Genomic DNA, 23,539 nt, shown 5'->3' with positions numbered 1-23,539 from the left:
AGGTGAGCGTCGAGCTGACCTTCCGGGGGCGCCGGGTCGTGCGCGACCGGGCGCTGGTCATGGCCATCCTCAACCGCACGCCCGACTCCTTCTACGACAAGGGCGCGACGTTCGAGGACGCCGCCGCCATCGAGGCCGCGCACCGGCTCGTCGCCGAGGGCGCGGACGTCCTGGACATCGGTGGGGTGAAGGCCGGGCCCGGTGACGACGTCGACGAGCTCGAGGAGATCCGCCGCACGGTGGGCTTCGTCGAGCGCGTGCGCGCCGAGCTGCCCGACGTCGTCATCAGCATCGACACCTGGCGCGCGTCCGTCGGCCGGGCCGCGGTCGAGGCCGGGGCCGACCTGCTCAACGACACCTGGCAGGGTGCCGACCCCGGGCTCGTCGACGTCGCCGCCGAGCTCGGCGCCGGGTTCGTCTGCTCGCACACCGGCGGCGCGGTGCCGCGCACCCGCCCGTTCCGCGTCGCCTACGACGACGTGGTCGCCGACGTGGTGGCCGAGACGACCGGAGCCGCCGAGCGCCTGGTCGCCCGCGGGGTGCCGCGCGAGGGCATCCTCATCGACCCCACCCACGACTTCGGCAAGAACACCTGGCACGGGCTGGAGCTGCTGCGCCGCGCCGACGAGCTCGTCGCCACCGGCTGGCCGGTCCTCATGGCGCTGAGCAACAAGGACTTCGTCGGCGAGACGCTGGGCGGTCTGCCGCCGGCCGAGCGGGGCGAGGGCACCTTGGCCGCCACCGCGCTGGCCGCTCACGCCGGCGCGGCGATGTTCCGCTCCCACGACGTGGTCGGCACCCGGCGGGTGCTGGAGATGGTGGCCAGCGTGCGCGGCGACCGGCCGCCCGGACGCGTGGTGCGCGGTCTTGCCTGACCTCGACGCCGCCCGGGCCTGGCTGGCTCGGCGCACCTACCCGCGCGCCGAGCCCGACCTCGACGCGCTGGTCGCCGCGAAGGCCGGCCGGCGGACGTCCGTGCTGCTCCCGGCCCGCAACGAGGCCGAGACGCTCGGCCCGATCCTGGCCGACCTCGGGAGGCTGGTGGACGCCGGACTCGTCGACGAGCTGGTGGTGATCGACTCGCGCTCGTCCGACGGCACCGTCGCGGTCGCGCGGGACGCCGGCGTGCGGGTCGTCGAGGTGTCCGCCGACGGGCCCGACCTGGGCAAGGGCGGGGCGATGCGCGCCGGGCTGGTCGCCATGACCGGCGACCTGGGCGTGTTCCTGGACGCCGACGTCGAGGGCGGCGCCGCGTCGTTCGCCGCCGCGCTGCTCGCTCCCCTGCTCGCCGACCCCGACCTGGTGCTGGTCAAGGGCTTCTACCGCCGTCCGGGCAGCGGTGGCCGCGTGACCGAGCTGGTCGCGCGCCCGCTGCTGAGCCGCCGCGAGCCCCGCCTGTCCGCGCTCGTGCAGCCACTGTCGGGCGAGGCCGGCTTCCGGCGTGACGCCCTGCTGCGCCTGCCGCTCGTCTCCGGCTACGGGGTCGAGACCGGCATGCTGCTGTCGGTGCTGCACGCCCACGGTCTCGACGCGCTCGGCCAGGTCGACCTCGGCGAGCGGCGCCACCGCTCGCAGGACCTGGTCGCGCTCGGTGCCATGGCGCTGCAGGTGCAGGCCGCGCTCGACCTCGTCACCGGCGACGCGGACGTGGTCGAGGACGACCACGTGACGTTCGCGGGCGAGCCGCCCGAGCTCGTCGCCCACCGCGTCGTCACCCGCCTGCTCCCGCCGATCGAGGGCTGAGCCCCGCCGGCTGGCCGAGCCGGTCGCCGCTGGCTGAGCCGGTCGAAGCCGGCCCCGGGGCTACGCTCGCGGCATGTCCGAGCTGACCCCCGACCAGCTGGCCGCGCTGTACGACTTCCCGGCCGACGCCGACCGCCGTCCGTGGGTGCGCACGATGTTCGTCGCGACCCTCGACGGCGCCGCCGCGGACGCATCCGGCCGCTCGGGGTCGCTCGGTGGCGACGCGGACACCGCGGTCTTCCACGTGGCCCGCTCCCTGGCCGACGTCGTGCTGGTCGGCGCCGGCACGGCCCGGGCCGAGGGCTACGGTCCGGCGTCGTTCGACGCGGACGCCGCGGAGCGCCGCGCCCGGCACCACCGCGACCCCGGACTGCCGATCGCCGTGGTGTCGCGCCGGCTCGACGTGCCCGAGGCGCTGCTCGTCCCCGGGACGCTCGTGGTCACCACCGCCGACGCGCCGCAGCGCGAGCGCGACCGGCTGGCCGAGCGGGTCGACGTGCTGGCCCACGGCGAGGGCCAGGTGCACTGGCGGCGGGTGCTCGCCGACCTGGCCGAGCGGGGGCTGCGCCGGGTGCAGTGCGAGGGCGGGCCGAGCCTGCACGGCGAGCTGGTCGGCGCCGACCTGGTCGACGAGCTGTGCCTGACCGTCGCACCGGTGCTGACCGGCGGGGACGCGCCCCGCATCGCGCACGGCGGCGAGGCGGCCGACCGACCGATGACCCTGGCCCACTGCGTCCCGGCCGGCGACGTCCTGCTCACCCGCTGGCTCCGCGCCCGCTGAACCCCGGGGTCGGTTTACCTGGGGCCCCAGGTAAACCGGACGCCCCCAGGTCTGCAGACCTGGGGGCGTCGAGGATTCCTGGGGCGGTGAACGCGCTGCGCGTCAGCTCAGCTGGCGCAGGCGCACCGTCTCCGGCATGGACGCCAGCTCGGCCAGCACGTCGGGCCCGACCTCGGCGGCGACCTCGGTGATGACGTAGCCGACCTCGCCGCGCGTGGACAGCGACTGCGACTCGATGTTGACCTCGTGGTCGCCGAGGATGCCGTTGATGCGGGCCAGGACGCCGGGGGCGTTCTGGTGCAGGTGCGCGAGGCGGTGGCGCTGGCCATCGCTCTTGAGCGTGATCTCGGGCAGGTTCACGCTCAGCGACGTGCCGCCGAAGGCCGTGTACGTGCGCAGCTTCGATGCGACGAAGCGGCCGATATCCTGCTGGGCCTCCTCGGTCGAGCCGCCCACGTGCGGGGTGAGGATGACGTTGGCCAGCCCCTGCAGCTCGGACACGAACGGGTCGCCCTGCGCCTTCGGCTCCACCGGGAAGACGTCCAGCGCGGCGCCGGCGATGTGGCCGGACTCGATGTGCTTGCGCAGCGCGGCGGTGTCGACGGCGATGCCGCGCGACAGGTTGAGGAAGAGCGAGCGCGGCTTCATGCGGCGCATCTCGTCGTCGCCGAACAGGCCGGCGTTGCCCGGACGTCCGTCGACGTGCAGCGTGACGACGTCGGAGACCTCGAGCAGCTCCTCCAGCGTCGAGCAGCGGCGCGCGTTGCCGAGCGCGAGCTTGTCGTCGATGTCGTAGAAGACGACCGACATGCCCAGCGCCTCGGCCACGACCGACAGCTGGCTGCCGATGTTGCCGTAGCCGACGATGCCGACCGTGCGGCCGCGCACCTCGTGGCTGCCGGCGGCCGACTTGTTCCAGACGCCGGCGTGCATGCTCGTCGACTTCTCGTGCAGGCGGCGGGCCAGCGAGATGATCTCGGCGATGGCCAGCTCGACGACGCTGCGCGTGTTGGAGTACGGCGCGTTGAAGACGGCGACGCCGTGGCGGGTGGCGGCGGCCAGGTCGATCTGGTTGGTGCCGATGCAGAAGGCGCCGATGGCGAGCAGCGAGTCGGCTGCCTCGAGCACCTTCTCGGTGATGTACGTCGTCGAGCGGATGCCCAGGACGTGGACGCCGGCGATCTTCTCGATCAGCTCGTCCTCGGACAGGGCCCGGGTCATCGTCTCGACCTGGTAGCCCTTGCCGCGCAGGAAGTCGGCGCCGTCGGCGTGGATGTTCTCCAGCAGCAGGACACGGACCTGCGCGTCGTCGACGCGCTCGGGCAGGGGGGACGTGGCGGTCATGCTCATCATCATGGCGGAACTCCTCCAGTCAGCGGTCAGCGGCTGACGTGGGGGCCCAGGCGTACGGTCCCGCGGTCGTGCGTCAGCTGCTCCCTGGTGGTAGACCACCTCAACGCCAGTCGCAGCTGCGTGATTCCCAGTCTAGGCGACGAGTCCAGGACGCTCGGACGCCCGTCCGCGCCCCGGACGCCCGAGCGAGACGCGGGTCAGGACGCGGTGGACGTCCGCCCGGCGAACATGGCGATCGCCTCGGACGGGACCTCCTGCTCGAGGTTGGCCAGGCGCACCTGGCCCTGCGCGACCAGGCGGCCGTCCGGGCCGACGGTGTCCAGGTGCCACAGCTGCTGGGTGCGGCCGCGGTGGATCGGCGTCGCCGTCGTGGTGACGGTGTCGCCGACCTTGGCCTGGCGGATGAAGTCGGTGGAGTTGTTCGTCCCGACCACGACGCCCTTCGTGCCCAGCCACATCTGGCCGGCGATGCTCGCGGTCGACTCGTGCACCGCGCAGTAGACGCCGCCGTGCGGGATGCCGAACGGCTGCAGGTGCTGCTCGCCGAGCGTCACGCGGACGACCACCTTGTCCGGGCCCACCTCCACGTGCTCGACGCCGAGGATGCCGTCCAGTCCGGGGTTCGAAGTCATGCCCGCACCCTAGCCAGGACCCCGATCGTGCGGAATCACCCGTGTCCCTCGCCCCGCGCTGCGATGCTGCGGCCCATGACGAGGGAGAAGCACGACGCGATGGCACGCCCGGCCCCGTTCCCGTGGGTGACGTTCGTCCTCGGCGTCGTGGTGCTCCTGGCCTGGATGGCGGGCAGCAACATCGACGAGCACGGCTTCGCCGCGAGCGAGCTCGACCAGTCGTGGATGCTCAGCCCCTGGTGGCTCGTCGTGGGATGGGTCGCGGTGATGCCCGTCGGAGCCGTCCAGGTCCTGATCGACCGTCCTGGTCCGCGACGCTGGCTGGCTCGCGGCGTGGCGCTCGTGGCCGCGGTCGTCGTCGTGTGGATCGGGTCCATCGCCATCTGGTTCCGGCTCGTCGGCAGCTCCTCGCCGGTCACGCACGAGGACCTGACGTCGGCGCTGATCGCCGTGCCGGTGATCGCGGCGGGCTACGTCGTGTACGTGATCGTCCTGTCCCGCGCCGTGGCCCGGCGGCGCGCCCGGCTGCCCCGGGCCGACGTCACGGCCGAGGTCAGGACGGCACCCGCCGGAGGACGGGCGATTGCGACCGGCCGCGACGCCGTCCACCACGTGCTGGCGGCGGTCTCGGTGTACCCGCTCGCGGTGGTCGCCCTGATGCAGGTGCGCGGCGTCGGGTCCGGCTCGGGCTACCTGCAGCTGCTGGCGGCCTGGCCGTCGTGGGTCGCCGGCCTCGCTCTCGTCCTGCCCGCGGCCCTGGCGGAGGACACGGCGGTCCGCGCCGGGCGCACCGGGAGGGCCGCCGGCCTCGCCTGGGCAGGCACGGCCCTCGTCGCTCTCGTCTCGCTGTGGCCCCTGTGCGTCCCGGGCCAGCCCCCGACCACGGACGACGTCTGGATGTCGGTCGTCTCGTACGCCGTCCTGCTCGGCGGGTACCTCGTCCTGCTCGGCGTCCTGTCGTCCCGCGAGGGTCGTGCCCGGGCCGCCTGACTCGCGGCGCCCTTGAACCAGATACCCCCCGGGGGTATGTTCAGGAGCGAGCGAAGGAGCACGACATGGATCACGACCACCAGCACCCCGGCTACAGCGACGACAAGGCCGCCGTCCTCAAGCGGCTGCGCCGCGTCGAGGGACAGGTGCGCGGACTCACGCGCATGGTCGAGGAGGACACCTACTGCATCGACGTCCTCACCCAGGTCTCGGCGACCACCAAGGCGCTCGAGGCCGTCGCGCTCAAGCTGCTCGAGGAGCACCTGGCCCACTGCGTCGTCGACGCCGCGCGCGCCGGGGGCCCCGAGGCCGACATCAAGGTCAAGGAAGCCACCGACGCCATCGCGCGCCTGGTCCGCTCCTGACGCACCCACGAGAGGACACACCATGAGCACCAGCACCTACCGCGTCACCGGCATGACCTGCGGCCACTGCGTCAGCGCGGTCACCGAGGAGATCACGGCGCTGCCCGGCGTCACCGACGTCGCCGTCGACCTCGTGAAGGGCGGCACGTCCACGGTCACGGTCACCAGCGACTCCGAGCTGGACGAGTCCGCGGTCGCCGGAGCGGTCGACGAGGCCGGGTACGCCCTGGCCGGGCCGCGCGACCTCCCGCTGGCATGAGCACCGAGCCGCGCGTCGTCCCCGACGCCACCGACCTGGACCTGGTCACCCACCGGCTCGACGTGCACGGCATGAGCTGCACGTCCTGCGCGGCCCGGGTGGAGAAGAAGCTGAACAAGCTCGACGGCGTCCACGCGACCGTCAGCTACGCCACCGAGAAGGCGGTCGTGCAGGCGCCCGCGGACGTCGACGTCGAGGCGCTGCTCGGCACCGTGCGGGCCACGGGCTACGACGCGAGCGTCCGGCCCGACCCGCACGCCCACCACCAGCACGGCGCCGAGCACACCGGCCACGACATGTCCGACGGCGGCCTGCACGGGCCCGCGTCCCTGCTGCGCCGGCTCAAGGTCGCCGCGGTGCTGACCGTCCCGGTCGTGCTGCTGTCGATGGTGCCCGCGCTCCAGTTCGACTACTGGCAGTGGGTCGCGCTGCTGCTGGCCACCCCGGTCGTGCTGTGGTCGGCCTACCCGTTCCACCACGCCGCCGTGCTGAACGCGCGGCACCGCGCCGTCACGATGGACACGCTCGTGAGCCTGGGCGTCGGCGCCGCCTACCTGTGGTCGGTCGTCGCCCTCGTCTTCGGCGACGCCGGCATGGTGGGCATGACGATGGAGTGGCAGTGGCTGTCGCGTGGCGGCGGTCTGCACGAGATCTACCTCGAGGTCGCCACGGCGGTGACCGTGTTCATCCTGGCCGGCCACTACCTGGAGGCGGGCGCCAAGAAGAAGGCCGGCGCGGCCCTGCGCGCCCTCATGGACCTCGGCGTCCGCGAGGTGACCGTGCTGCGCGACGGCGTCGAGGAGCGGGTCTCCCCCGACCGGCTCGGTGTCGGCGACCGGTTCGTCGTGCGTCCCGGCGAGCGCGTCGCCACCGACGGCGTCGTCGAGGAGGGCACGTCCGGCGTGGACGAGTCCATGCTCACCGGCGAGTCCGTGCCGGTGGACGTCGCGCCGGGCGACACCGTCACCGGGTCGACGGTCAACCAGGGCGGACGCCTCGTCGTCCGGGCGACCGCCGTCGGCGCGGACACCCAGCTCGCCCAGATGGCGCGCCTGGTCGAGGACGCCCAGGACGGCAAGGCCGACGTGCAGCGCCTGGCCGACCGCGTCTCGGCGTGGTTCGTCCCGGCGGTGATCGTCGTCGCGCTGCTGACGCTGGCCGGCTGGCTGCTGCTCAGCGGTGACGTCACCGCGGCGTTCACCGCCGCCGTGGCGGTGCTGATCATCGCCTGCCCCTGCGCCCTGGGCCTGGCCACGCCGACCGCGCTCATGGTCGGCACCGGCCGCGGCGCCCAGCTCGGCATCCTCATCAAGGGCCCGCAGGTGCTGGAGTCCACCCGTCGCGTCGACACTGTCGTGCTCGACAAGACCGGCACGGTCACCACCGGCGAGATGAGCGTGGTCGACGTCAGCCCGGCCGGCGGCGTGGACGGGCAGCGGCTCCGTCAGGTGGCCGCGACGCTCGAGCACGCGTCCGAGCACCCGGTCGCCCGCGCCGTCGCCACCCTCGCGACGCCGGGACGGGTCGACGACTTCGCCAACCTCGCGGGCCAGGGCGTCCGCGGCACGGTCGACGGCGCCCCGGCGCTCGCCGGACGCCCGTCGTGGCTGGCCGAGCAGGGCGTGCCCGTGCCCGAGGAGCTGACCCGCACGCTGGGCACGACCGTCGCGGTCGCCCACGGCGGCACGTTGCTCGGCACGGTGACGGTGGCCGACACGGTCAAGGAGTCCTCGCGCCAGGCGGTCGCCGACCTGCGCCGGCTCGGCCTGGAGCCGGTGCTGCTCACCGGCGACCGACGGGCCGTGGCCGAGGCGGTCGCCGCCGAGGTAGGCATCGAGCAGGTGCACGCCGAGGTGACGCCCGAGCGCAAGCTCGAGGTCGTCCGCGAGCTGCAGGCGTCCGGCCGCGTCGTCGCGATGGTCGGTGACGGGGTCAACGACGCCGCCGCGCTGGCCGGCGCCGACCTCGGCCTGGCCATGGGCACCGGCACGGACGTGGCCATCCAGGCCTCGGACCTGACCCTGGTCAAGGGCGACCTCGCCACCGCGGTGGACGCCGTGCGGCTCTCCCGCGCGACGCTGCGGACCATCAAGGGCAACCTGTTCTGGGCGTTCGCCTACAACGTCGCGGCGATCCCGCTCGCCGTGGCCGGTCTGCTCAACCCGATGGTCGCGGGCCTGGCGATGGCGTTCAGCTCGGTGTTCGTCGTGACGAACAGCCTGCGGCTGCGTCGCTTCGGCCGCTAGGTGCGGGCGACGGCCCGCAGGATGAACGCGACCACGTGGTCCTCGTCGGCCTCGGTGGGCGCGACCTCCTCGCGGGCCAGTCGCTCGACCCGGTTCAGCAGCACGGCCGCCGCGGCCTGGGTGTCGCGCGTCGGGTCCTGCGTGCCCAGCGCCAGCGCGGGCACGACGAACAGCTTGGCGAACGCGTCCTCGAGCGACTGCCGGCCGCGGGCGACCGGCGGCGCCGTGGCCAGCAGCGTGTGCAGCCGGTTCGCTCCCCCGACGGCGGCGAGGTCGGCCAGCACGGCCGCCACCGCGGCCCGGATCTTGCCGCGGCTGCCGGCCTGGTCGGCCATGCGCGCCTGCGCGTGGGCGACGATGCGGCGCACGTCGTCCTCGACGACGGCGGTCACGAAGGCGTCCTTGCCGGCGAAGTAGCGGTAGAAGGCGTCGATCGAGACGGACGCCTCCTTCACCACGTCGGCCACCTTCACCGGCTCGCCGCGGCGCAACGTGTCGCGGCCGATCTCGACCAGCCGGGCCACCTCGGCCTCGGCGATCTCGGCGCGTCCGTTGAGTCCCCGGCGCACCGCCTGCTCGGTGATCTCGGTGAAGTCACCCGTCTCGGTCATCCTGACCTCTTCCGCCCGCGGCCCGGCATTGCAGGGCCGAATGTCCATCGGAGAAGCAAGAATAGCGTTCTGGCGGATCTCTCCGCCATTCGAACGGGCTGGCTCAGACGTCGGTGACGCGGACGCCCGCGTGCGCCTTGTAGCGGCGGTTCATCGCGATCAGGTTGGCCGTCAGCGCCTCGACCTGGTGGGCGTTGCGCTTGCGTCCGCCGTACACACCACGGACGCCCGGGATGGTCGCGGCGAGCGCCTGCACGAGGTCGGTCGCCTCGCGGTCGTCGTCGCCCAGGACGAGCACGTCGGTGTCGACGGACGTGACCTCGGGGTCGTCGAGCAGCACCGCGCTGACGTTGTGGAAGGCGCCGACCACGCGGCTGTCGGTGAGGATCGCCGCGGCCTGCTCGGTCGCCGACCCCTCCTCGACCTTCAGCGCGAACGGGCCCTGCTTGTCGAAGCCGAGCGGGTTCACGCAGTCGACCACGATCTTGCCGTCCAGCTGCGGCTTGAGCTCGGTGAGCAGCTCGCGGTGGCCGTCCCACGGGACGACCACCAGCACGACGTCGCCGGCCGCGGCGGCGTCGGCGTTGGCCGCGCCGGTCACGTCGCCACCGGTCGCCTCGGCCAGCTCGGCCGCGGTCGCCGCGGCCTTCTCGGCGCTGCGGCTGCCCAGCACGACGCGGACGCCGGCGGACGCGAAGCGGCGGGCCAGGCCCCGGCCCTGGGGTCCGGTGCCGCCGAGGACGGCCACCGTCCCGAAGTCGGGTGCGGTCTGCTCGGTCACGTCGTGCTCCTCTCGACAGGTGCCTGAAGGCTGTCACATGCGCGGACGGGCCGCGACGGGTGCCCGGCCGGTGGTCGGGCACCCGTGCGGGTCACGCGCGGCGCCGACGTCCGACGAGCAGCAGGACCGCGCCCAGGACGACGGCCAGGCCGCCGCCGAGCACCATCCACGGCGAGGCGGGCGAGCCCGCGTCGGGCAGACCGGCGCGGTCGTCACGGCCGGCCACGTCGCGGTCGTCACCGTCGGTGCCGTCGTCGTCGCGGCCGTCCTCGGTCGACGTGGCGTCGTCCTCCAGGCTGGCGCCCTTGACCCGCGGCGCCGTCTGGAAGTCGTTCGTCACGCGGATGGTCGAGCGCTGCACCGCGGTCGTCGAGCCGGCGGTCACGACCGAGGCCGTGGACGGCGTGCCGTGGTCGACCTTCGTCGAGGTCGCGCCGTGGTCGACGGTCTCGCGGCCCCAGCAGCGGGCGCCGACCGGCAGCAGGGCCGGCTTGCCACCGCGCTGGACGACGACCGTGCGGCGCGCGAGCACCTTGACGTCCTTCTCCAGCACGCGGCGGCCGTCCAGCTCGCAGACGACCCGCACCGTGAAGGGGTGCTCGTCGAGCAGCTCGTGGTGGCGGAACGGGCCGGTGACCCGCTTGGTCACCGCGATCGTCCCGGCCGCGAAGGTGTTGACCTGCACGACCTGCACCGGCGTCGTGACCGCGGCGTCGGTCACCGTGACGGTGCGGGGCGCGGCGGCGCGCACCGCGTCGCCGGCGTCCGTCTCGGTCACCGTGCAGCGCGAGCGGACCGGGATGCCGCCGAGCACGCGCGAGCGCAGCTCGGTGCGTCCGGCGCCGGTCTTCAGCGTCAGCGTCTCGTCCAGCACGCGGGTGCCGGCCAGGTCGCAGGTGACGGCGAAGGTGAACGGCCCCTGCGCGACCGGGGCGCCGACGCCCTGGAGACGCTTGACGACCTGCAGCCCGCCGAGGCGGTAGTCGTTCGTCACCGTCACGCGCACCGGCGCGCTGCCGACGACGACCGAGTCGGCCGAGTACGACACGGAGGTCTGCTGGGCGTCGTCCTCGACGACGCCGCAGGTGGCGCCGACGGGCAGCCCGGCGACCACGGTCGGGGTGCCGTCGCCGGCCACCGCGATCCGGCCACCGTCGACCAGCGGCAGCGTCGTGCCACCCCAGGTGCAGGTGACGGTCATGGCGAACGAGGCCGGAGCGTGGGCGGCACCGTCACCGGTGACGACCTTGGCGACCTCGAGCTCGCCGGACGCGTAGGTGTTCGTCACCGTGACGGCGACCGGGGTGCTCTCGTCGTCGCCGACCACGACGGTCGGGGCCACGACGACGACGTGCGGCGTGTACGGGTTCGCCGCCGACTCCACGACGCCGCAGCGGGCGCCGGCCGGCAGACCGTCCCACGTGACCGTCGCGGCGCCGACCGCGGTGCGCACCGCACCGCCGGGCACGGCCAGCGCGGTCGCGTCCCAGGTGCCGGGACCCGTGAGCGGGTAGCAGGTGAGCGTCAGGTCGTAGTGGCCCGCCGCGGTGACGCCGTGACCGGCCCAGGTGGTGTCCGCCGCGTCGCCGTCGAGCGCCTTGGTGGCGGCCACCGCGCCCAGCTCGAAGCGGTTGGTCACCTCCAGGTCGCGCGAGGTCGCACCGATCGTGAACGCGTCGCCCGCGGTCAGCGCGGTGCCGTCGAGCTCGTAGGACGTGCTCGTGGCGCCACCGTCGTCGGGCTCGGTGGCGACGCACTCGGCGCCGGTCGGCAGGCCGACGACGCGCCACGTCTCGCCGTCACGCAGGGTGTGCGTGTCGTCGTGGACGGTGCGCGGGGTGGCCGACGGGTCGCTCGGGTCGGCCAGGGTGCAGACCAGGCGCACCTCGAAGTCCTGCGGACGTCCCCAGGCCGCGGCACCGGGGCCGGTGACCTGCTTGGTGATCTCGAGCGCGGCGGCCGTGTAGGCGTTCTCGAACTCGACCGCCTGGGCCGGGCCCGACGCCGTGTCGGCCGCCAGGACGAAGGTCGGCTCGTCGGCCGGCCCGGTCGCCGTCGCCCCGGTCACGGTGGCGGTCACCGTGTCGGCGCCGCCGTGGTCGGTCTCCTCGACGGTGCAGCTCGCACCGGCGGGCAGGCCGTCGAGCGTGTGCGACTCGCCGTCGGCCAGCGTCACGGCGCCGCCGTCCGGCAGCGTCACCGGGGAGCCCAACCAGGTGCAGGCGACCGCGAAGTCGAACGGGCCGTAGGTCACCGGCGAGCCGGTCTCGTGCACGGCGCCGCCGTCGTCGACCCGCTTGGTCAGCGTGAAGCCGGCCGAGGCGAAGTCGTTGGTCGCGGTGACCTTCTCCGGCGTCGCCGCCGTGGCGCGGAACGGGTGGTGCACGTTCGCGGCGCCGGCGTAGTCGCGCACGACCGTGGCCGTCGCGTCGGTCGGCGCGAACGTCACCGTCGCGCCGGCCGAGTCGACCTCGTCCAGCGAGCAGTCGGCGAACAGCGGCAGGTTGACCCGGCCGTAGGTGCCGGACCCGCCGTCGTTGACGTGCACGGTGCCGCCGACCGGGAGGGTCACGCGGGTCAGGGCGGCGCCGCTGCCGTCGACCAGGTCGACGTCCTCGCCGGCCGACGTGCACTGCAGGTCGAAGCGGAACGATCCGGGCACGAGCGAGCCCCACCCGGCACCGGCCGGCAGCTCGACGGCCTTGGCCAGGTCGATCGTGCCGGTGGCCATGGCGACGCCCACCTTGTTCGGCTCCAGCACCGACGACGTCGTCGCCGGCTGCGAGCCCGCGCCGAGCGAGCGCGAGGCGGACGCGAACGAGTTCCAGGCGATCGGGTCGGCCATGGCGGCCGTCGCGACGTCGCTGGCGGCGGGCGTCGTCGTGTCGAACGTGATGGCACCCGTCGCCCCGGCCGGCAGGCCCTGGCCGGCCGGGTAGGTGACGACGACCTTGACGGCGCGGACGTCCTCGAGCACCGAGGCCGGGGTGGACGCGGTCAGCTCCTGCCAGCCGCGCCCGCCCGACACCTGCGCGTAGCAGGCGTTCGACGTCGCGAGGCTGTTCAGGCTGTGCTGGACGTCGGCCGCGTTGCAGGTGCGCGACGGGACCGAGGTCAGGTAGTACGTCGTGACCGTCGCGTCGGCGCCGAGGCCGTGGGCCTCGACGTTCCCGGCGAACACCGGGCGGAACTGCGACGCGCGGGCGACGGGCAGGATGACGCCCTCGTCGCCGGCGGCGGGCAGCACGTCGATCAGCGCGATGCGGTTGGCGGCGACGTTGCCGCGGTTCTCCAGGCGCAGCTTCCAGCTCTCGGTGCCGCCCGGCCGGGTGATCGGCACGCACGGCGACGTGTAGTAGCCCTCCGCGTCCGGCGTGCGACACGCGCTGTCGTCGGCGCGACCGTAGGCGAGCACGCCGAGGTCGTCGTGGTTCGGGTCGCCGGCGGGCGCGCCGGGCACGCCGGCGGCGACGCCCTTGACCCGCTTCTCGATCGCGACCTCCGAGCTGAGCTGCGTGCGGACGGTCGTGTCGGCGGCGCAGTCGACCACGCCGGTGGTCGTCGCGAGCGCGGCGTCGGCGGTGTAGGCGTCGTGCGAGGACCGGCACTGGTCGAAGATCCGGTCCGATCGCACCGTGACGGTGTTGTCGACCGTCGTGTCGGGCGCGAGGTCGCCGCGCAGGCGCAGCCCGGCGGTGATCTCCAGGCGCCAGCTCTTCGGCAGCGTGAAGCCGGCCGGCACCGTGAAGGCGACCTCGCCGGTCGTCTCGTCCAGGTGGGCGGCCAGGCCCGTGACGGACTGGCTGGTGCCACCGGTCTGGGCGTTGAACAGGGCGAAGCCGAACGACGCGTCGCCGTCGGGCGCGACCAGGCGGGAGCCGCCGGCGTCCGTGGTGATCTCGTCGGTCAGCACGACGTCACGCATCGTGCGGTCGCCGGTGTTGGTGACGACCATCTTGTAGGGGATCGTCTCGCTGGGCAGGAACAGGTCGTCCGTGGAGCCCGGTCCGGGCACCTTGGTCACCTTGACCGCGTTCGTGCGGTGCTGGACGAGCGTGCTCGTCGTGACGTCGTCGCTCGCCGAGTAGGTCGGCGTCGGACCGCCGCCGGAGGTGTTCCAGCGGGCCAGTCCGTCGGCGCGGGCGTCGTCGGTGATCCGGCCGCGGGTCGGCTCGCCGGGCGCGAGGGCCATGGTCGACAGGGTCGACGGCACCGGCTGGTCGGTCGCGCCGCCCAGGCCGACGCGCAGCTGGTCGCGGCGCGTGACGAGCAGGTCGAGGCGCACGACCGGGTTGGTCGGGCGCTCCCACAGCACCGGGCTGCCGCCCACCTGGCTCTGCGTCTCGACGCGGACGCCGACGACGTCCGCCGCGGTCACGCCGGCCGGCAGGGCGAGGTTGATCGTCGCGCCGGCCGCACCGGTGACGGTCTGCCACGCGCCGGTGCGCCAGCAGCCCGACAGGTCGGTCGAGCCCTCGCAGGTGACGGTGAGCGCGTCGTTGCCGTCGACGCCGAGGTCGGCGACGAGGACGCTGACGCGGGCCGCGTTCACCGGCGTGCGCGTCGCGGGCACGGTGTACTTCACCGCGGACGCCGAGGTGAGCCGGAAGGCGTTCCAGAACGACAGGTCCTCGTCGCGCAGCGTGAGCGTCTCGGTGCGGGCGGTGCCGCTCGGACGCCCGGTGATGCGGACGGAGTAGTCCTTGACGTCGTCCTCGTACCGGGTGGGGACGAGCGCCGCGCCGTTGGCCGTGCGGATCTCCTTGGTCACGGCGACGTCGTACGTCACCTCGCCGAGCACGAAGTCGTCCTGCGCGGTGCGGGTGCGGGTGTTGCTTCCGGTGCTGCCGCCACCGAAGCCGCCGGGGCTGTCGACGGTCGCCTCGGCGACGTTCACGTACGGCGTCGTCGTCTCGGCCGGGCGCCACGACGTGTCGGTGCGGCCCTGCTCGCGCAGCTGGTACGTGAGCACGACGGTGGAGGACGCGTCGGCCGGGATCGCCGGGACGTCGCCGGCCTCGCCGTGCACGACCTTGACGCCGGTGACGTGGGCGAGGACGTCCGACGGGAGCGCCTGGGCCTCGGCGATGGTGAACGGGCCGGCGTCGGCGGGGGTGTAGCCGGACTCCCAGGTCAGCTGTACCGACGTCTTCGCCGCGGGCAGGCCGGTCATCGTCCCGACCGACTGGATCCGGTAGAGGTTGAGGTTCTCGTAGACGCTCGTCGACGACGGCGCGGGGTCCTCGACCGTCACCTGGCGCACGTACTGCTGCGTCGTGTTGGTCGCGACGAGCGTCGCGTCGATGAGCGGGTAGTTCTCCTGCGTCGTGCCGGCGGGCGGCACGGGCAGCTCGGTCTGGTCGAACGTCTTGCTGAGCGTGAGGTTCAGCGGCGTGTCCAGGATCGTCGCCTGGGCGTCGGCGTCGTCGGTGTACGTCGCGCCGCCGAGCGTGGCGGTGGCCCGGACGTGGTTGTCGACCAGGCCGGCGGTGCCGGTGTTGTAGCCGTACGCGTGCGTCGTGCCCAGCACGTACTGCGCCGGGTCGCTGCGCAGGGTCTTGCGGATGCCCAGGTCGAGGTAGACCGGGCGCTCGTCGGACTCCGACGAGACGCCCGAGCCGACTGCCGGGTCGCTGGTGGCGGTGCGGGCGCTGCCCTCGGCGAAGGTGAGGCGCACGGCCGTGGTCTGCTCGCGCTCGGCGGCGCTGAGCTCGTACCCGGGGAAGCGGCCGTCGCAGCCGCTGGCGCAGGCGGCGACCGTCCGGTCGGTCCAGGTGCCGTTCATGAGCAGCTGGACGCTGGTGACGCGGTCGTACGCGATGTCGGGGTCGATCGCCGCGTTGGGGACGCCGCCGGCGGCCGGCAGGATCGGGCGGACGCGGTACAGGTCGAAGGCGTCGTAGAAGGAGTCCTTCACCGGCGTCGTCGGGTCGTCGGTCAGGGTGACCGAGTCCATGGGCAGGCCGTCGGTGCCCCAGCGCAGCCGCACGGTGCGGACGTCGTCGGTGAGCGCGGTGTAGGTGTCGGCGTCGCCCAGCCAGTCCTTGAGGACGAGGTCGGGGTGCAGCCCGGCGCCCGCGCCGCCGTCGAGCGACCGCAGGTCGACCGCGTCGGAGGCGGTCTCCGTGTCGGTGGACGGCGACGCGGCGGCGCTCTGCACCGTGGCGGACGCCGTGTTGTCGAGCCGGCGGTCGGTGCCGGCGACCGGGGCGGAGCCGCCGCGCTCGGTGCTGCGCACGGCCACCTTGACGTACGGGCCGACCTCGAAGCCGGGCTCGAGCACGCCGCCGGCCCGCTTCGGCGTGAAGACCATGCGGAAGCCCTCGGCGACCGCGCGCACGGACGCCGGGACGCCGTAGGACAGCGTGGCGCCGCCCGTCGCGCCGGTCAGCGTCTTCCAGGTGCCGGCCTCCAGGTACTCGACCGAGAGGTTGGCGTTCGTGGGCACGGCGACCGGACCGACGGCGGTCAGGTCGAAGCTGCGCCAGAAGTCCGGCGAGGTGGCGCTGGAGTCCTCGACGACGAGGCGGTCTGCGCCCACCGTCGAGGCGTCCGCACCGGTGTCGTTGACCCGGGCGGTGTAGCCGACGCGGCTGCTGGAGCCGGCGACCGACCACATCTCGTCGCGGACGATGCCCTTGGTGACGCGGGTGCTGACCCGCACCGGGCTGACGGTGACGTCGTCGGACGCGACGTCCGAGGCGGTGCCGCCGTCGGTGTCGACGACGGTGGCCTCGGTGGTGTTGGTCGCGGTGAGGTCGGCACCGGCGGAGGCCGTCACGGTGAACGGCACGGTCGCGGCGGCGGACTCGTCGATGACGTCCTCGCCGGCCGGCGCGCTGAAGGTGACCGTGAAGCCGACCACGTCGGCCGGGTCGACGGCCGAGACGGCCGGCACGGGCAGCGTGTCGGCGGTCGTGGTGCTGCCGGCGTCGAACGTCCCGCCGCCCGCGAGGCGGTAGACGATCGCCGCGGACGTCGCACCCGCCGGCCACTCGAGCGCCGAGGTGAAGCCGCCGAAGACGAGGCCCTGGTCGTGCAGGTCGGCGCCGCCCGGTCCGGGCTCGGCCACGACGAGGCGGTTGACCGGCTTGCCGCGGTTGGTCGCGCGCAGCGTCACCGTCGTGCCCTGCCCGGCGACGAGCGTGTCGCGGGCGAACTGCTTGGTGACGGCCACCTGCGGCGGCGTGCTGACGATCGAGAGCGGGCGGTCGGCGGTGACCGGGGTGCTGCTGGACGAGGCGCGCTCGACCCAGGTGCCGGCCCGGTTCGGCACGGTCGTCGTGCCGGACGGCAGCGCCGAGACGGACGCGTTCGTCCGCGTCGCCAGGCGCACCACGGCGGTGTCGGAGCCGGACGCGGGCAGGCGTCCACCGTCCTTGGTGAACACGAACCGCAGGCCCTGGACGTCGGCCGGGGTCGCTGGGAGCAGCGTGCTCGGGTCGCTCGGCGGCGCCACCGGGGTGCCGGTGTGCCAGGTCGTGCCGTCGAACCAGTCCAGCTGCACCCGGTCGGCGCCGCGCGGCAGGGTCAGCGTCTCCAGGTCGACCAGGTCCAGGTGCTGCAGCGGCGACGGGGTGCCGTCGGCCGGGTCCTGCAGGACGAGCCGGTCGACGGTCACGTTGGACGTGTTGGCGGCGGTCAGCGTGTAGTCGACGTCGCGATTCGGCACGGCGGGCACCGTGCCGGGGTCGACGGCCTTGGTGACCGACGAGCCGAGGGCGGTGGTGACCGCGAGGCGCAGGTCGGCCGACGACGTGGCGGCGTCGGCGTTGTCGGCGTCGATCGTGGCCGTGTTGGTGAGCGTCGTGGCGTCCAGGTCGGCCGAGACGTCCGCCGGGACGATCGCGCGGATGGTGATCGTCGCCTCGGAGCCGGCGCGCAGGCCCGCGCCCGTGCCTGGGGTGGTGAACGTGACCGTCGCGCGGCGCCCGCTGACCGCGACGTTCGACGTGCCCGAGGTGTAGGTGACCGTGACCGGGTTGCTGGCCGCGAGCTCGAGCGGCTCCGGCAGCGGGTCCACGACCGACGCGTTCTCGCAGTAGGAGCCGGCGTCGACGGCGCTGCACGTCACCTTCAGCCGGTACTCGACCGTCGCGCCCGGCGCGAACGTCGGGGTGCCGCTGGTGGCGCCCGCGATCTCCTTCTCGATGCCGACGAACGACTGGCCCGCGGCGGCCGCCGGCGGGGTGAGTCCGGCGAGGACGAGGAGCCCGGCGAGCAGCACGAGCGCACGGGGCGCGCGGCGCGTGGGACGTCGGTGGGCGGGGCGGGGACGCGAGCCGAGCATGTGGAACCGTTTTTCAAGAGACAGCAGGCTCCCGAACCCAAGCAGCACCGGGCCCGCGGGCGGAGGCTCCGCGGGGTGAACGACGGGGTGAACCGTCCGTCCGGTTCAGTCGTCGAGCAGACCGAGCTCGTGGCCGCGCGCGACGGCGTCGCTCCACGACGTGACGCCGAGCGTCCGGTAGAGCCGGCGCAGGTGCGTCTTCACCGTGTTGCGCGACAGGACGAGCCGCTCGGCGACCTGGTCGACGCCGAGGCCGGCCGCGATCAGCTCCAGCACCTCCTGCTCACGCGGGTTCAGCGGCACGACCTGCACCGGCACGGCGTCCACCGCGGGCACCGCGGCCGCGTCGAGGGCGTCCAGCACCGGTGCCAGGCCCGGCACGGAGCGCAGCCACGGGGCGTCCCGCTCGCCCAGCGCCGCGAAGGGGCTCAGCACGCCGCCGGCCTCGGCCTGGACCAGGGCGCGCCCGAGCAGGTCGCGGGCGAGCGCCTCGTCGCCCGCCTCGTGGCTGGCGCGGGCGCGCAGCACCATCGCCTCGACCCGGACCCGGCGGTAGGCGTGCGGCCCCTCGCACCGGGCCAGGCTCACCGAGGCGAGGCGGGGGTCGCCGGCCAGCAGGTGCATGCGTCCGCGGGCCAGCTCGACGAGCGGGTGCGGGGACGGGCTGCGCGCCAGCAGCGCGGCCGCGCGGGTCCCGCGTCCCACGGACAGGTTCGCCTCGGCCTCCGCCGCGACGGCGACGTGGTGGGTGAGCCAGCGGGCGTCCCTCGGGACGTGGGTGGCCACGGCGAGCCGCAGCGCCTCGAGCGCGTCCGCCGAGCCGCCCCACAGCCGGGCGAGCCGGACGCGCAGGAGCGCGACCACGAACCACAGCTCGTGCTCGCGGCTGGGCAGCGCGATCGCCGACAGCGCGGCCTGCGCGCCGGCGCGGTCGAGCGACTCCAGGGCCAGGAAGGCGTCGACGACGCGCTCGTCGGTCCGGACGTGCTCGGACATCCAGGCGTCCCGGGCCCCGGCACCGGGCTGCTCCGTCCGCACGCGGCGGGCCTCGCGCAGGTCGCCCTGCATCGCGTAGGCCAGGCCCAGCTTGGCGCTCGCGTCCGCCGCCACCGCCGGGCCACGGCCCGGCTCGGCGTGGAGCCCGGTGCTGAAGTCGCGCACCGCGACGCGCAGGTCGTCGGCCATGAACCGCGTGAGCCCGGCGTGCACCACGGCGAGGCTCTGCTCCCACGGCACCGTGCGCGACGTTCCGGGGCGCCCGTCGACGAGGTCGCGGGCGACGGACTCGGCGTGCGCGGCCTGGGCCAGCGCCTCCTCGAGGCGTCCGGCGTGCCGGTTGGCCGACATCGCGACCACCGTCAGCAGGGCGAGCCGGGGTGGCGCGACCCCGCGCGGCCCGGGCTCGACCAGCTCCCCGCGCAGGGCGCGAGCCAGCGCGTCGAGCTCGGCGTGCCAGCGGACGACCGCGTGCGGCAGGGCGGCCATCGCCGTCTGCAGCAGCGACGACTCCTCCAGGAGCACCGTGGGCCACTCCTGTTCGAGCACGTCCGCGACCGCGACCCAGGACCGTGACCGGACGCCCTGGCGCACCGCGTCGAGCACGGCTCCCTGCGCGTGCAGGGCCCGGACGACGCCCTCCATGGCGACCGGCTCGGTCTCCTCGACCTCGCGCGGCGAGATGCCGAGCCCACGGGCCAGGTCGGCGTGCACGGAGTGCCAGGGCGCCCGGCCCCGCCAGTCGCGCGGGCCGACGCCCAGCCGGTCGAGCAGGGCCAGCAGCCGGTCGCCGTCCGCGCCGGCGAGCCCACGGACCGCCGTCCCCGAGTACACGTGCAGCAGGGGCAGGAGGACGACGTGCCGGCGCAGGTCGGCCGGGACGAGCCGGCGCGCGCGCACCGTGATCGCCTCGCGGAGCGCGGCCGGCGACCACCACGCGGGGCGTCCGTGGACGAGTCCCAGCGCGACGAGCGCGGGCACGCCGTCGGTCTGGCGCACCACGTCGGCGGCCTGGGCGGGAGTCATCTCGCCGCCGAGCCCGACGACCAGCCGGCGGATCTCGTCCGCCGACAGCGCCAGGTCGGCGTGCTCGACCACCGCGACCGGGACGCGCCCCTGCGCGTCGCGGACCGGCGGCGGCCAGCTGCGGGCGGCGAGCACCAGGTGCGGCAGCCGCCCCTCGGCCACCGCGTCGACGAGCGGACGCACGACGTGGTCGGCGTGGCGGTCGGCGGCGTCCAGGACGAGCGGCGACCCGGACCCGAGCGCCTGCTCCAGGGCGGCCGCGACCTCGTGCGCGTCGGCGTCCTGGGCGACGAGCACCGTGCCGGGGGCGTGCTCGGCGTGCTGGCGCAGCAGGACGCTCTTGCCGCTGCCGGCGGGCGCCTGCACGAGCACGAGAGGGGCGGGGCCGTCGAGGGCGGCGAGGAGGTGCGGGCGCACGAGCAGGCCGCGTCGCACCGACTCCGAGACGGCCACCCGAGACTTCCTTCCCACCCGCTGCCACCGGGTGTGCCCGGCAGTCTAGCCAGGCACGGCGTGCAGGGCCGCACTACGATCGGGACGTGACCAACGACCCCACGCGCCCCTCCGTCCTCGCCGTCCCCGTCACGGTGACGATCCCCGAGCGGGTCGGTCTCGGTGGCGGCGCCGTCGTGACCGTCAAGCTCGTCGACTCCAAGAGCGAGGTGCTCGCCGCCACCAGCGTCGAGACCACGTCGACGCCGGTCGAGGTCACCCTCCAGGTCGACGTCGCCGACGTCCGCAACCCCCAGCGCCTGTTCCTGTGGGGCAAGCTGAACAGCACCGTCGGCGTGTGGGGCACCGTCGAGCTCAAGAAGGTCCGCGACGACGAGAGCGAGCTCGTGCTCACCCGGGTCGACGGCGCCGGAGACTGATGCCCCGACCGAGCCCCGTCGTCACCCACCTGACGAAGGACGACCTGCGCGGCGACGAGCCGGTCGTCCCGCGCATCGCCCGCCTGCTGCGGCCCTACCGTGGCCGCATCGGCCTCGTGCTCGTCGCCGTGGTGGTCGCGGCGGCGCTCACGTCGCTCGTGCCGTTCCTGACCCGGGCCATCTTCGACGACGCCCTGTTCCCGCTCGACGGCGGCGGGCCGCACCTGCACCTGCTCGGCCTGCTCGTGGCCGCCATGTGCGTCATCCCCGTGGTGACCGCGCTCATCGGCATCGGGCAGAACTGGCTGACGTCCACCATCGGCAACTCGGCCATGGCCGACCTGCGCGGCGACCTGTTCGCCCACCTGCAGAAGATGGAGCTGGCGTTCTTCACCGCCACCAAGACCGGCGCCATCCAGTCGCGGCTGGCCAACGACGTCGCCGGCGTGCGCACCGTGCTCACCGACACCGCCACGACGATCGTGCAGAACTCGGTCACCGTCGTCGCCGCCGTCGTCTCGATGCTGCTGCTGTCGTGGCAGCTCACGCTGCTGACGCTGGTGCTGATGCCGCTGTTCGTCTGGATCCAGCTGCAGGTCGGCCGGCGCCGCCAGCGGCTGGCCCGCAAGACGCAGGAGTCGCTGTCGGAGATGACCGCGATCACCGAGGAGGCGCTGAGCGTCTCGGGCATCCTGCTGTCGAAGGTGTTCAACCGCGCCGACTCCGAGGTCGAGCGCTACCGCGCCGCCAACCGCGAGCAGACCCGTCTGCAGGTCGAGCAGGCCATGACCGGCCGGACGTTCTTCGCGACGGTGCAGACCTTCTTCGCCATCACCCCGGCCCTCATCTACCTGGTCGCCGGCCTGCTCATCACCGGCCGCCTGCCCGGCGGCGAGGACGCGCTGACCGCCGGCACCCTGGTGGCGTTCACCACGCTGCAGTCGCGCCTGCAGATGCCGCTGCTGCAGCTCATGCGCGTCACGCTGGACGTCCAGACGTCGCTGGCGCTGTTCCGCCGCATCTTCGAGTACCTCGACCTGGACCCCTCGATCACCGAGCGGCCAGGCGCCGTCGCCCTCGACCCGGCCACGCTGCGCGGGCGGGTCGAGCTGCGTGACGTCTCGTTCCGCTACCCCGAGCCGCGCGAGCTCACCGGCTCCGCCCGCCGGGCCCGGTTCGAGGACGCGGCCCCGCAGGACCGCATCGAGGACCCCGACGCCGTCCAGGGCTCGGGCTGGGCGTTGCGCCACGTGTCGCTCGTCGTCGAGCCGGGCCAGCTGGCCGCGCTCGTCGGCCCGTCCGGCTCGGGCAAGACCACGGCGTCCTACCTCGTGCCGCGCTTCTACGACGTCACCGAGGGCCAGGTGCTCATCGACGGGCACGACGTGCGCGACCTGACGCTGTCGTCGCTGGCCGACACGGTCGGCATGGTGACGCAGGAGCCGTACCTGTTCCACGGCACGATCCGCGAGAACATCGCCTACGCCAAGCCCGGCGCGAGCGCCGCGGAGATCGAGCAGGCGGCGCGCGACGCCAACATTCACGACCGGATCATGAGCTTCCCCGAGGGCTACGAGACGGTCACCGGCGAGCGCGGCTACCGGCTGTCCGGCGGCGAGAAGCAGCGCCTGGCCATCGCCCGCGTGCTGCTCAAGGACCCGTGCATCCTCATCCTCGACGAGGCCACGAGCGCGCTCGACACCGAGACCGAGCGGCTCGTCCAGGAGGCGCTCGAGCGCGCCACCCACGAGCGCACGACCATCGCCATCGCCCACCGGCTCTCGACGATCCGCAAGGCGGACGTCATCTACGGGCTCGAGGACGGGCACCTGGTCGAGGCCGGCACGCACGACGACCTGCTCGAGAACGAGGAGGGCCTGTACGCGCGGCTCTACCGCGAGCAGCTCACGAAGCCCACGCCCTCGGCCGGGCGTCGCGCCGACGTCCCGCTCTGAGCCGTAGGCTGCGGGCATGGACGACGACGGCACCGTGACCTACCTGCTCGTCGACGGCGAGAACATCGACGCGACCCTCGGTCAGTCGATCTTCGGCCGCCGCCCGCAGCCGCAGGAGCGCCCGCGCTGGGACCGCCTGCTGCGCTTCGCCGAGAAGCACTGGGACCAGCCGGTCAAGGGCCTGTTCTTCCTGGCCGTCAACGGCGAGCTGCCGATGCCGTTCGTCCAGGCGCTCATCGCGATCGGCTACCGGCCGGTGCCGCTGTCCGGCGGCCCGGACGACAAGGTCGTCGACATGGCCATCCAGCGCACGCTGGAGGCCATCGCCCAGCGCGGCGACGACGTCATGCTGGCCAGCAACGACGGCGACTTCCTGCCCCAGATCGAGACGCTGGTCGACGGCGACCGCCGCGTCGGCGTCATGGGCTTCGAGGAGTTCCGCAACAGCGGCTTCCACGCGTTGGAGCACCGCGGCCTGGAGCTGCTCGACCTCGAGCACGACGTCGAGGCGTTCAACGTCGTCCTGCCGCGCCTGCGGGTCATCCCGATCGACCAGTTCGACCCGCTCGACTTCCTCTGAGGGGCTCACCCCGGTTCGGCTCCGCCGAGATGTGGGCAGAAAAGGACCACGATCACGCC

16 protein-coding genes and 1 riboswitch are annotated in these 23,539 nt (G+C 74.1%); of the genes, 10 read left to right on the top strand and 6 right to left on the bottom strand.

Annotation, left to right across the window (positions count from 1 at the left end; genetic code table 11):
- The first annotated feature begins 2 nt into the window (after positions 1-2).
- From folP to E0W78_RS00530, 3 genes are all read left to right on the top strand, one after another.
- Positions 3-875 carry a dihydropteroate synthase gene (gene folP / locus E0W78_RS00540; RefSeq protein ID WP_242686162.1) on the top strand — a complete coding sequence of 291 codons (873 nt, stop codon included), beginning with the start codon at positions 3-5 and terminating at the stop codon, positions 873-875.
- The gene (locus E0W78_RS00535) at positions 868-1,743 is read left to right on the top strand and encodes a glucosyl-3-phosphoglycerate synthase (RefSeq protein ID WP_165570349.1); all 876 of its coding nucleotides are present in this window, start codon (positions 868-870) and stop codon (positions 1,741-1,743) included. Before folP ends, E0W78_RS00535 begins: the two co-directional genes overlap by 8 nt.
- Positions 1,744-1,816: 73 nt before the next feature.
- Positions 1,817-2,524, top strand: coding sequence for a pyrimidine reductase family protein (locus E0W78_RS00530; protein WP_131401908.1), 708 nt, complete (start codon positions 1,817-1,819; stop codon positions 2,522-2,524).
- Positions 2,525-2,626: 102 nt separating this feature from the next.
- Here E0W78_RS00530 and serA read toward each other — a convergent pair whose 3' ends face one another.
- The gene (gene serA / locus E0W78_RS00525) at positions 2,627-3,868 is read right to left on the bottom strand and encodes a phosphoglycerate dehydrogenase (protein ID WP_242686161.1); all 1,242 of its coding nucleotides are present in this window, start codon (positions 3,866-3,868) and stop codon (positions 2,627-2,629) included.
- 46 nt (positions 3,869-3,914) lie between these two features.
- Positions 3,915-4,001: riboswitch (ZMP/ZTP riboswitch) on the bottom strand.
- Positions 4,002-4,074: 73 nt separating this feature from the next.
- Entirely contained in the window at positions 4,075-4,509 is a 435-nt protein-coding gene (locus E0W78_RS00520; RefSeq protein WP_131401906.1) for a PaaI family thioesterase, read from the bottom strand.
- A 75-nt stretch (positions 4,510-4,584) separates the two neighbouring features.
- Between E0W78_RS00520 and E0W78_RS00515 the strand changes: the two genes are divergently transcribed.
- From E0W78_RS00515 to E0W78_RS00500, 4 genes are all read left to right on the top strand, one after another.
- Positions 4,585-5,499 (top strand): hypothetical protein, encoded by a 915-nt coding sequence (locus tag E0W78_RS00515; protein WP_131401905.1) that lies wholly within the window; start codon positions 4,585-4,587, stop codon positions 5,497-5,499.
- A 65-nt stretch (positions 5,500-5,564) separates the two neighbouring features.
- On the top strand, positions 5,565-5,864 hold the full coding sequence (locus E0W78_RS00510; protein WP_131401904.1) for a metal-sensitive transcriptional regulator: 300 nt from the start codon (positions 5,565-5,567) through the stop codon (positions 5,862-5,864).
- A 22-nt stretch (positions 5,865-5,886) separates the two neighbouring features.
- The gene (locus tag E0W78_RS00505; RefSeq protein WP_131401903.1) at positions 5,887-6,123 is read left to right on the top strand and encodes a heavy-metal-associated domain-containing protein; all 237 of its coding nucleotides are present in this window, start codon (positions 5,887-5,889) and stop codon (positions 6,121-6,123) included.
- Positions 6,120-8,369: a heavy metal translocating P-type ATPase gene (locus E0W78_RS00500; protein WP_131401902.1), complete on the top strand. Its 2,250-nt coding sequence runs from the start codon at positions 6,120-6,122 to the stop codon at positions 8,367-8,369. Before E0W78_RS00505 ends, E0W78_RS00500 begins: the two co-directional genes overlap by 4 nt.
- Here the strand turns inward: E0W78_RS00500 and E0W78_RS00495 are convergent.
- From E0W78_RS00495 to E0W78_RS00480, 4 genes are all read right to left on the bottom strand, one after another.
- Positions 8,366-8,980, bottom strand: coding sequence for a TetR family transcriptional regulator (locus E0W78_RS00495; RefSeq protein WP_165570348.1), 615 nt, complete (start codon positions 8,978-8,980; stop codon positions 8,366-8,368). The two genes, E0W78_RS00500 and E0W78_RS00495, sit on opposite strands and share 4 nt — an antisense overlap.
- Before the next feature lie 103 nt (positions 8,981-9,083).
- Positions 9,084-9,761 (bottom strand): NADPH-dependent F420 reductase, encoded by a 678-nt coding sequence (gene npdG, locus E0W78_RS00490; RefSeq protein WP_131401900.1) that lies wholly within the window; start codon positions 9,759-9,761, stop codon positions 9,084-9,086.
- A gap of 91 nt (positions 9,762-9,852) precedes the next feature.
- Entirely contained in the window at positions 9,853-18,051 is an 8,199-nt protein-coding gene (locus E0W78_RS00485; protein ID WP_131401899.1) for a DUF5979 domain-containing protein, read from the bottom strand.
- A 105-nt stretch (positions 18,052-18,156) separates the two neighbouring features.
- Positions 18,157-20,526: a LuxR C-terminal-related transcriptional regulator gene (locus E0W78_RS00480; protein ID WP_131401898.1), complete on the bottom strand. Its 2,370-nt coding sequence runs from the start codon at positions 20,524-20,526 to the stop codon at positions 18,157-18,159.
- Between the two features lie 86 nt (positions 20,527-20,612).
- On the opposite strand from E0W78_RS00480, the gene E0W78_RS00475 reads away from it, so the two are divergent.
- From E0W78_RS00475 to E0W78_RS00465, 3 genes are read left to right on the top strand one after another with little or no spacing between them, the layout of a single operon-like run.
- Positions 20,613-20,945 carry a YbaY family lipoprotein gene (locus E0W78_RS00475; RefSeq protein ID WP_131401897.1) on the top strand — a complete coding sequence of 111 codons (333 nt, stop codon included), beginning with the start codon at positions 20,613-20,615 and terminating at the stop codon, positions 20,943-20,945.
- Positions 20,945-22,900, top strand: coding sequence for an ABC transporter ATP-binding protein (locus E0W78_RS00470; protein WP_131401896.1), 1,956 nt, complete (start codon positions 20,945-20,947; stop codon positions 22,898-22,900). The genes E0W78_RS00475 and E0W78_RS00470 overlap by 1 nt, the downstream gene beginning before the upstream one ends.
- A 16-nt stretch (positions 22,901-22,916) precedes the next feature.
- Positions 22,917-23,480: an NYN domain-containing protein gene (locus tag E0W78_RS00465; RefSeq protein ID WP_131401895.1), complete on the top strand. Its 564-nt coding sequence runs from the start codon at positions 22,917-22,919 to the stop codon at positions 23,478-23,480.
- Positions 23,481-23,539: the final 59 nt, after the last annotated feature.

This window comes from Aeromicrobium sp. IC_218, assembly GCF_004336805.1.
GTDB lineage: Bacteria > Actinomycetota > Actinomycetes > Propionibacteriales > Nocardioidaceae > Aeromicrobium.
The sequence above is the reverse complement of the archived record's forward strand: the minus strand, read 5'-3'. Positions and strand labels throughout refer to the sequence as shown.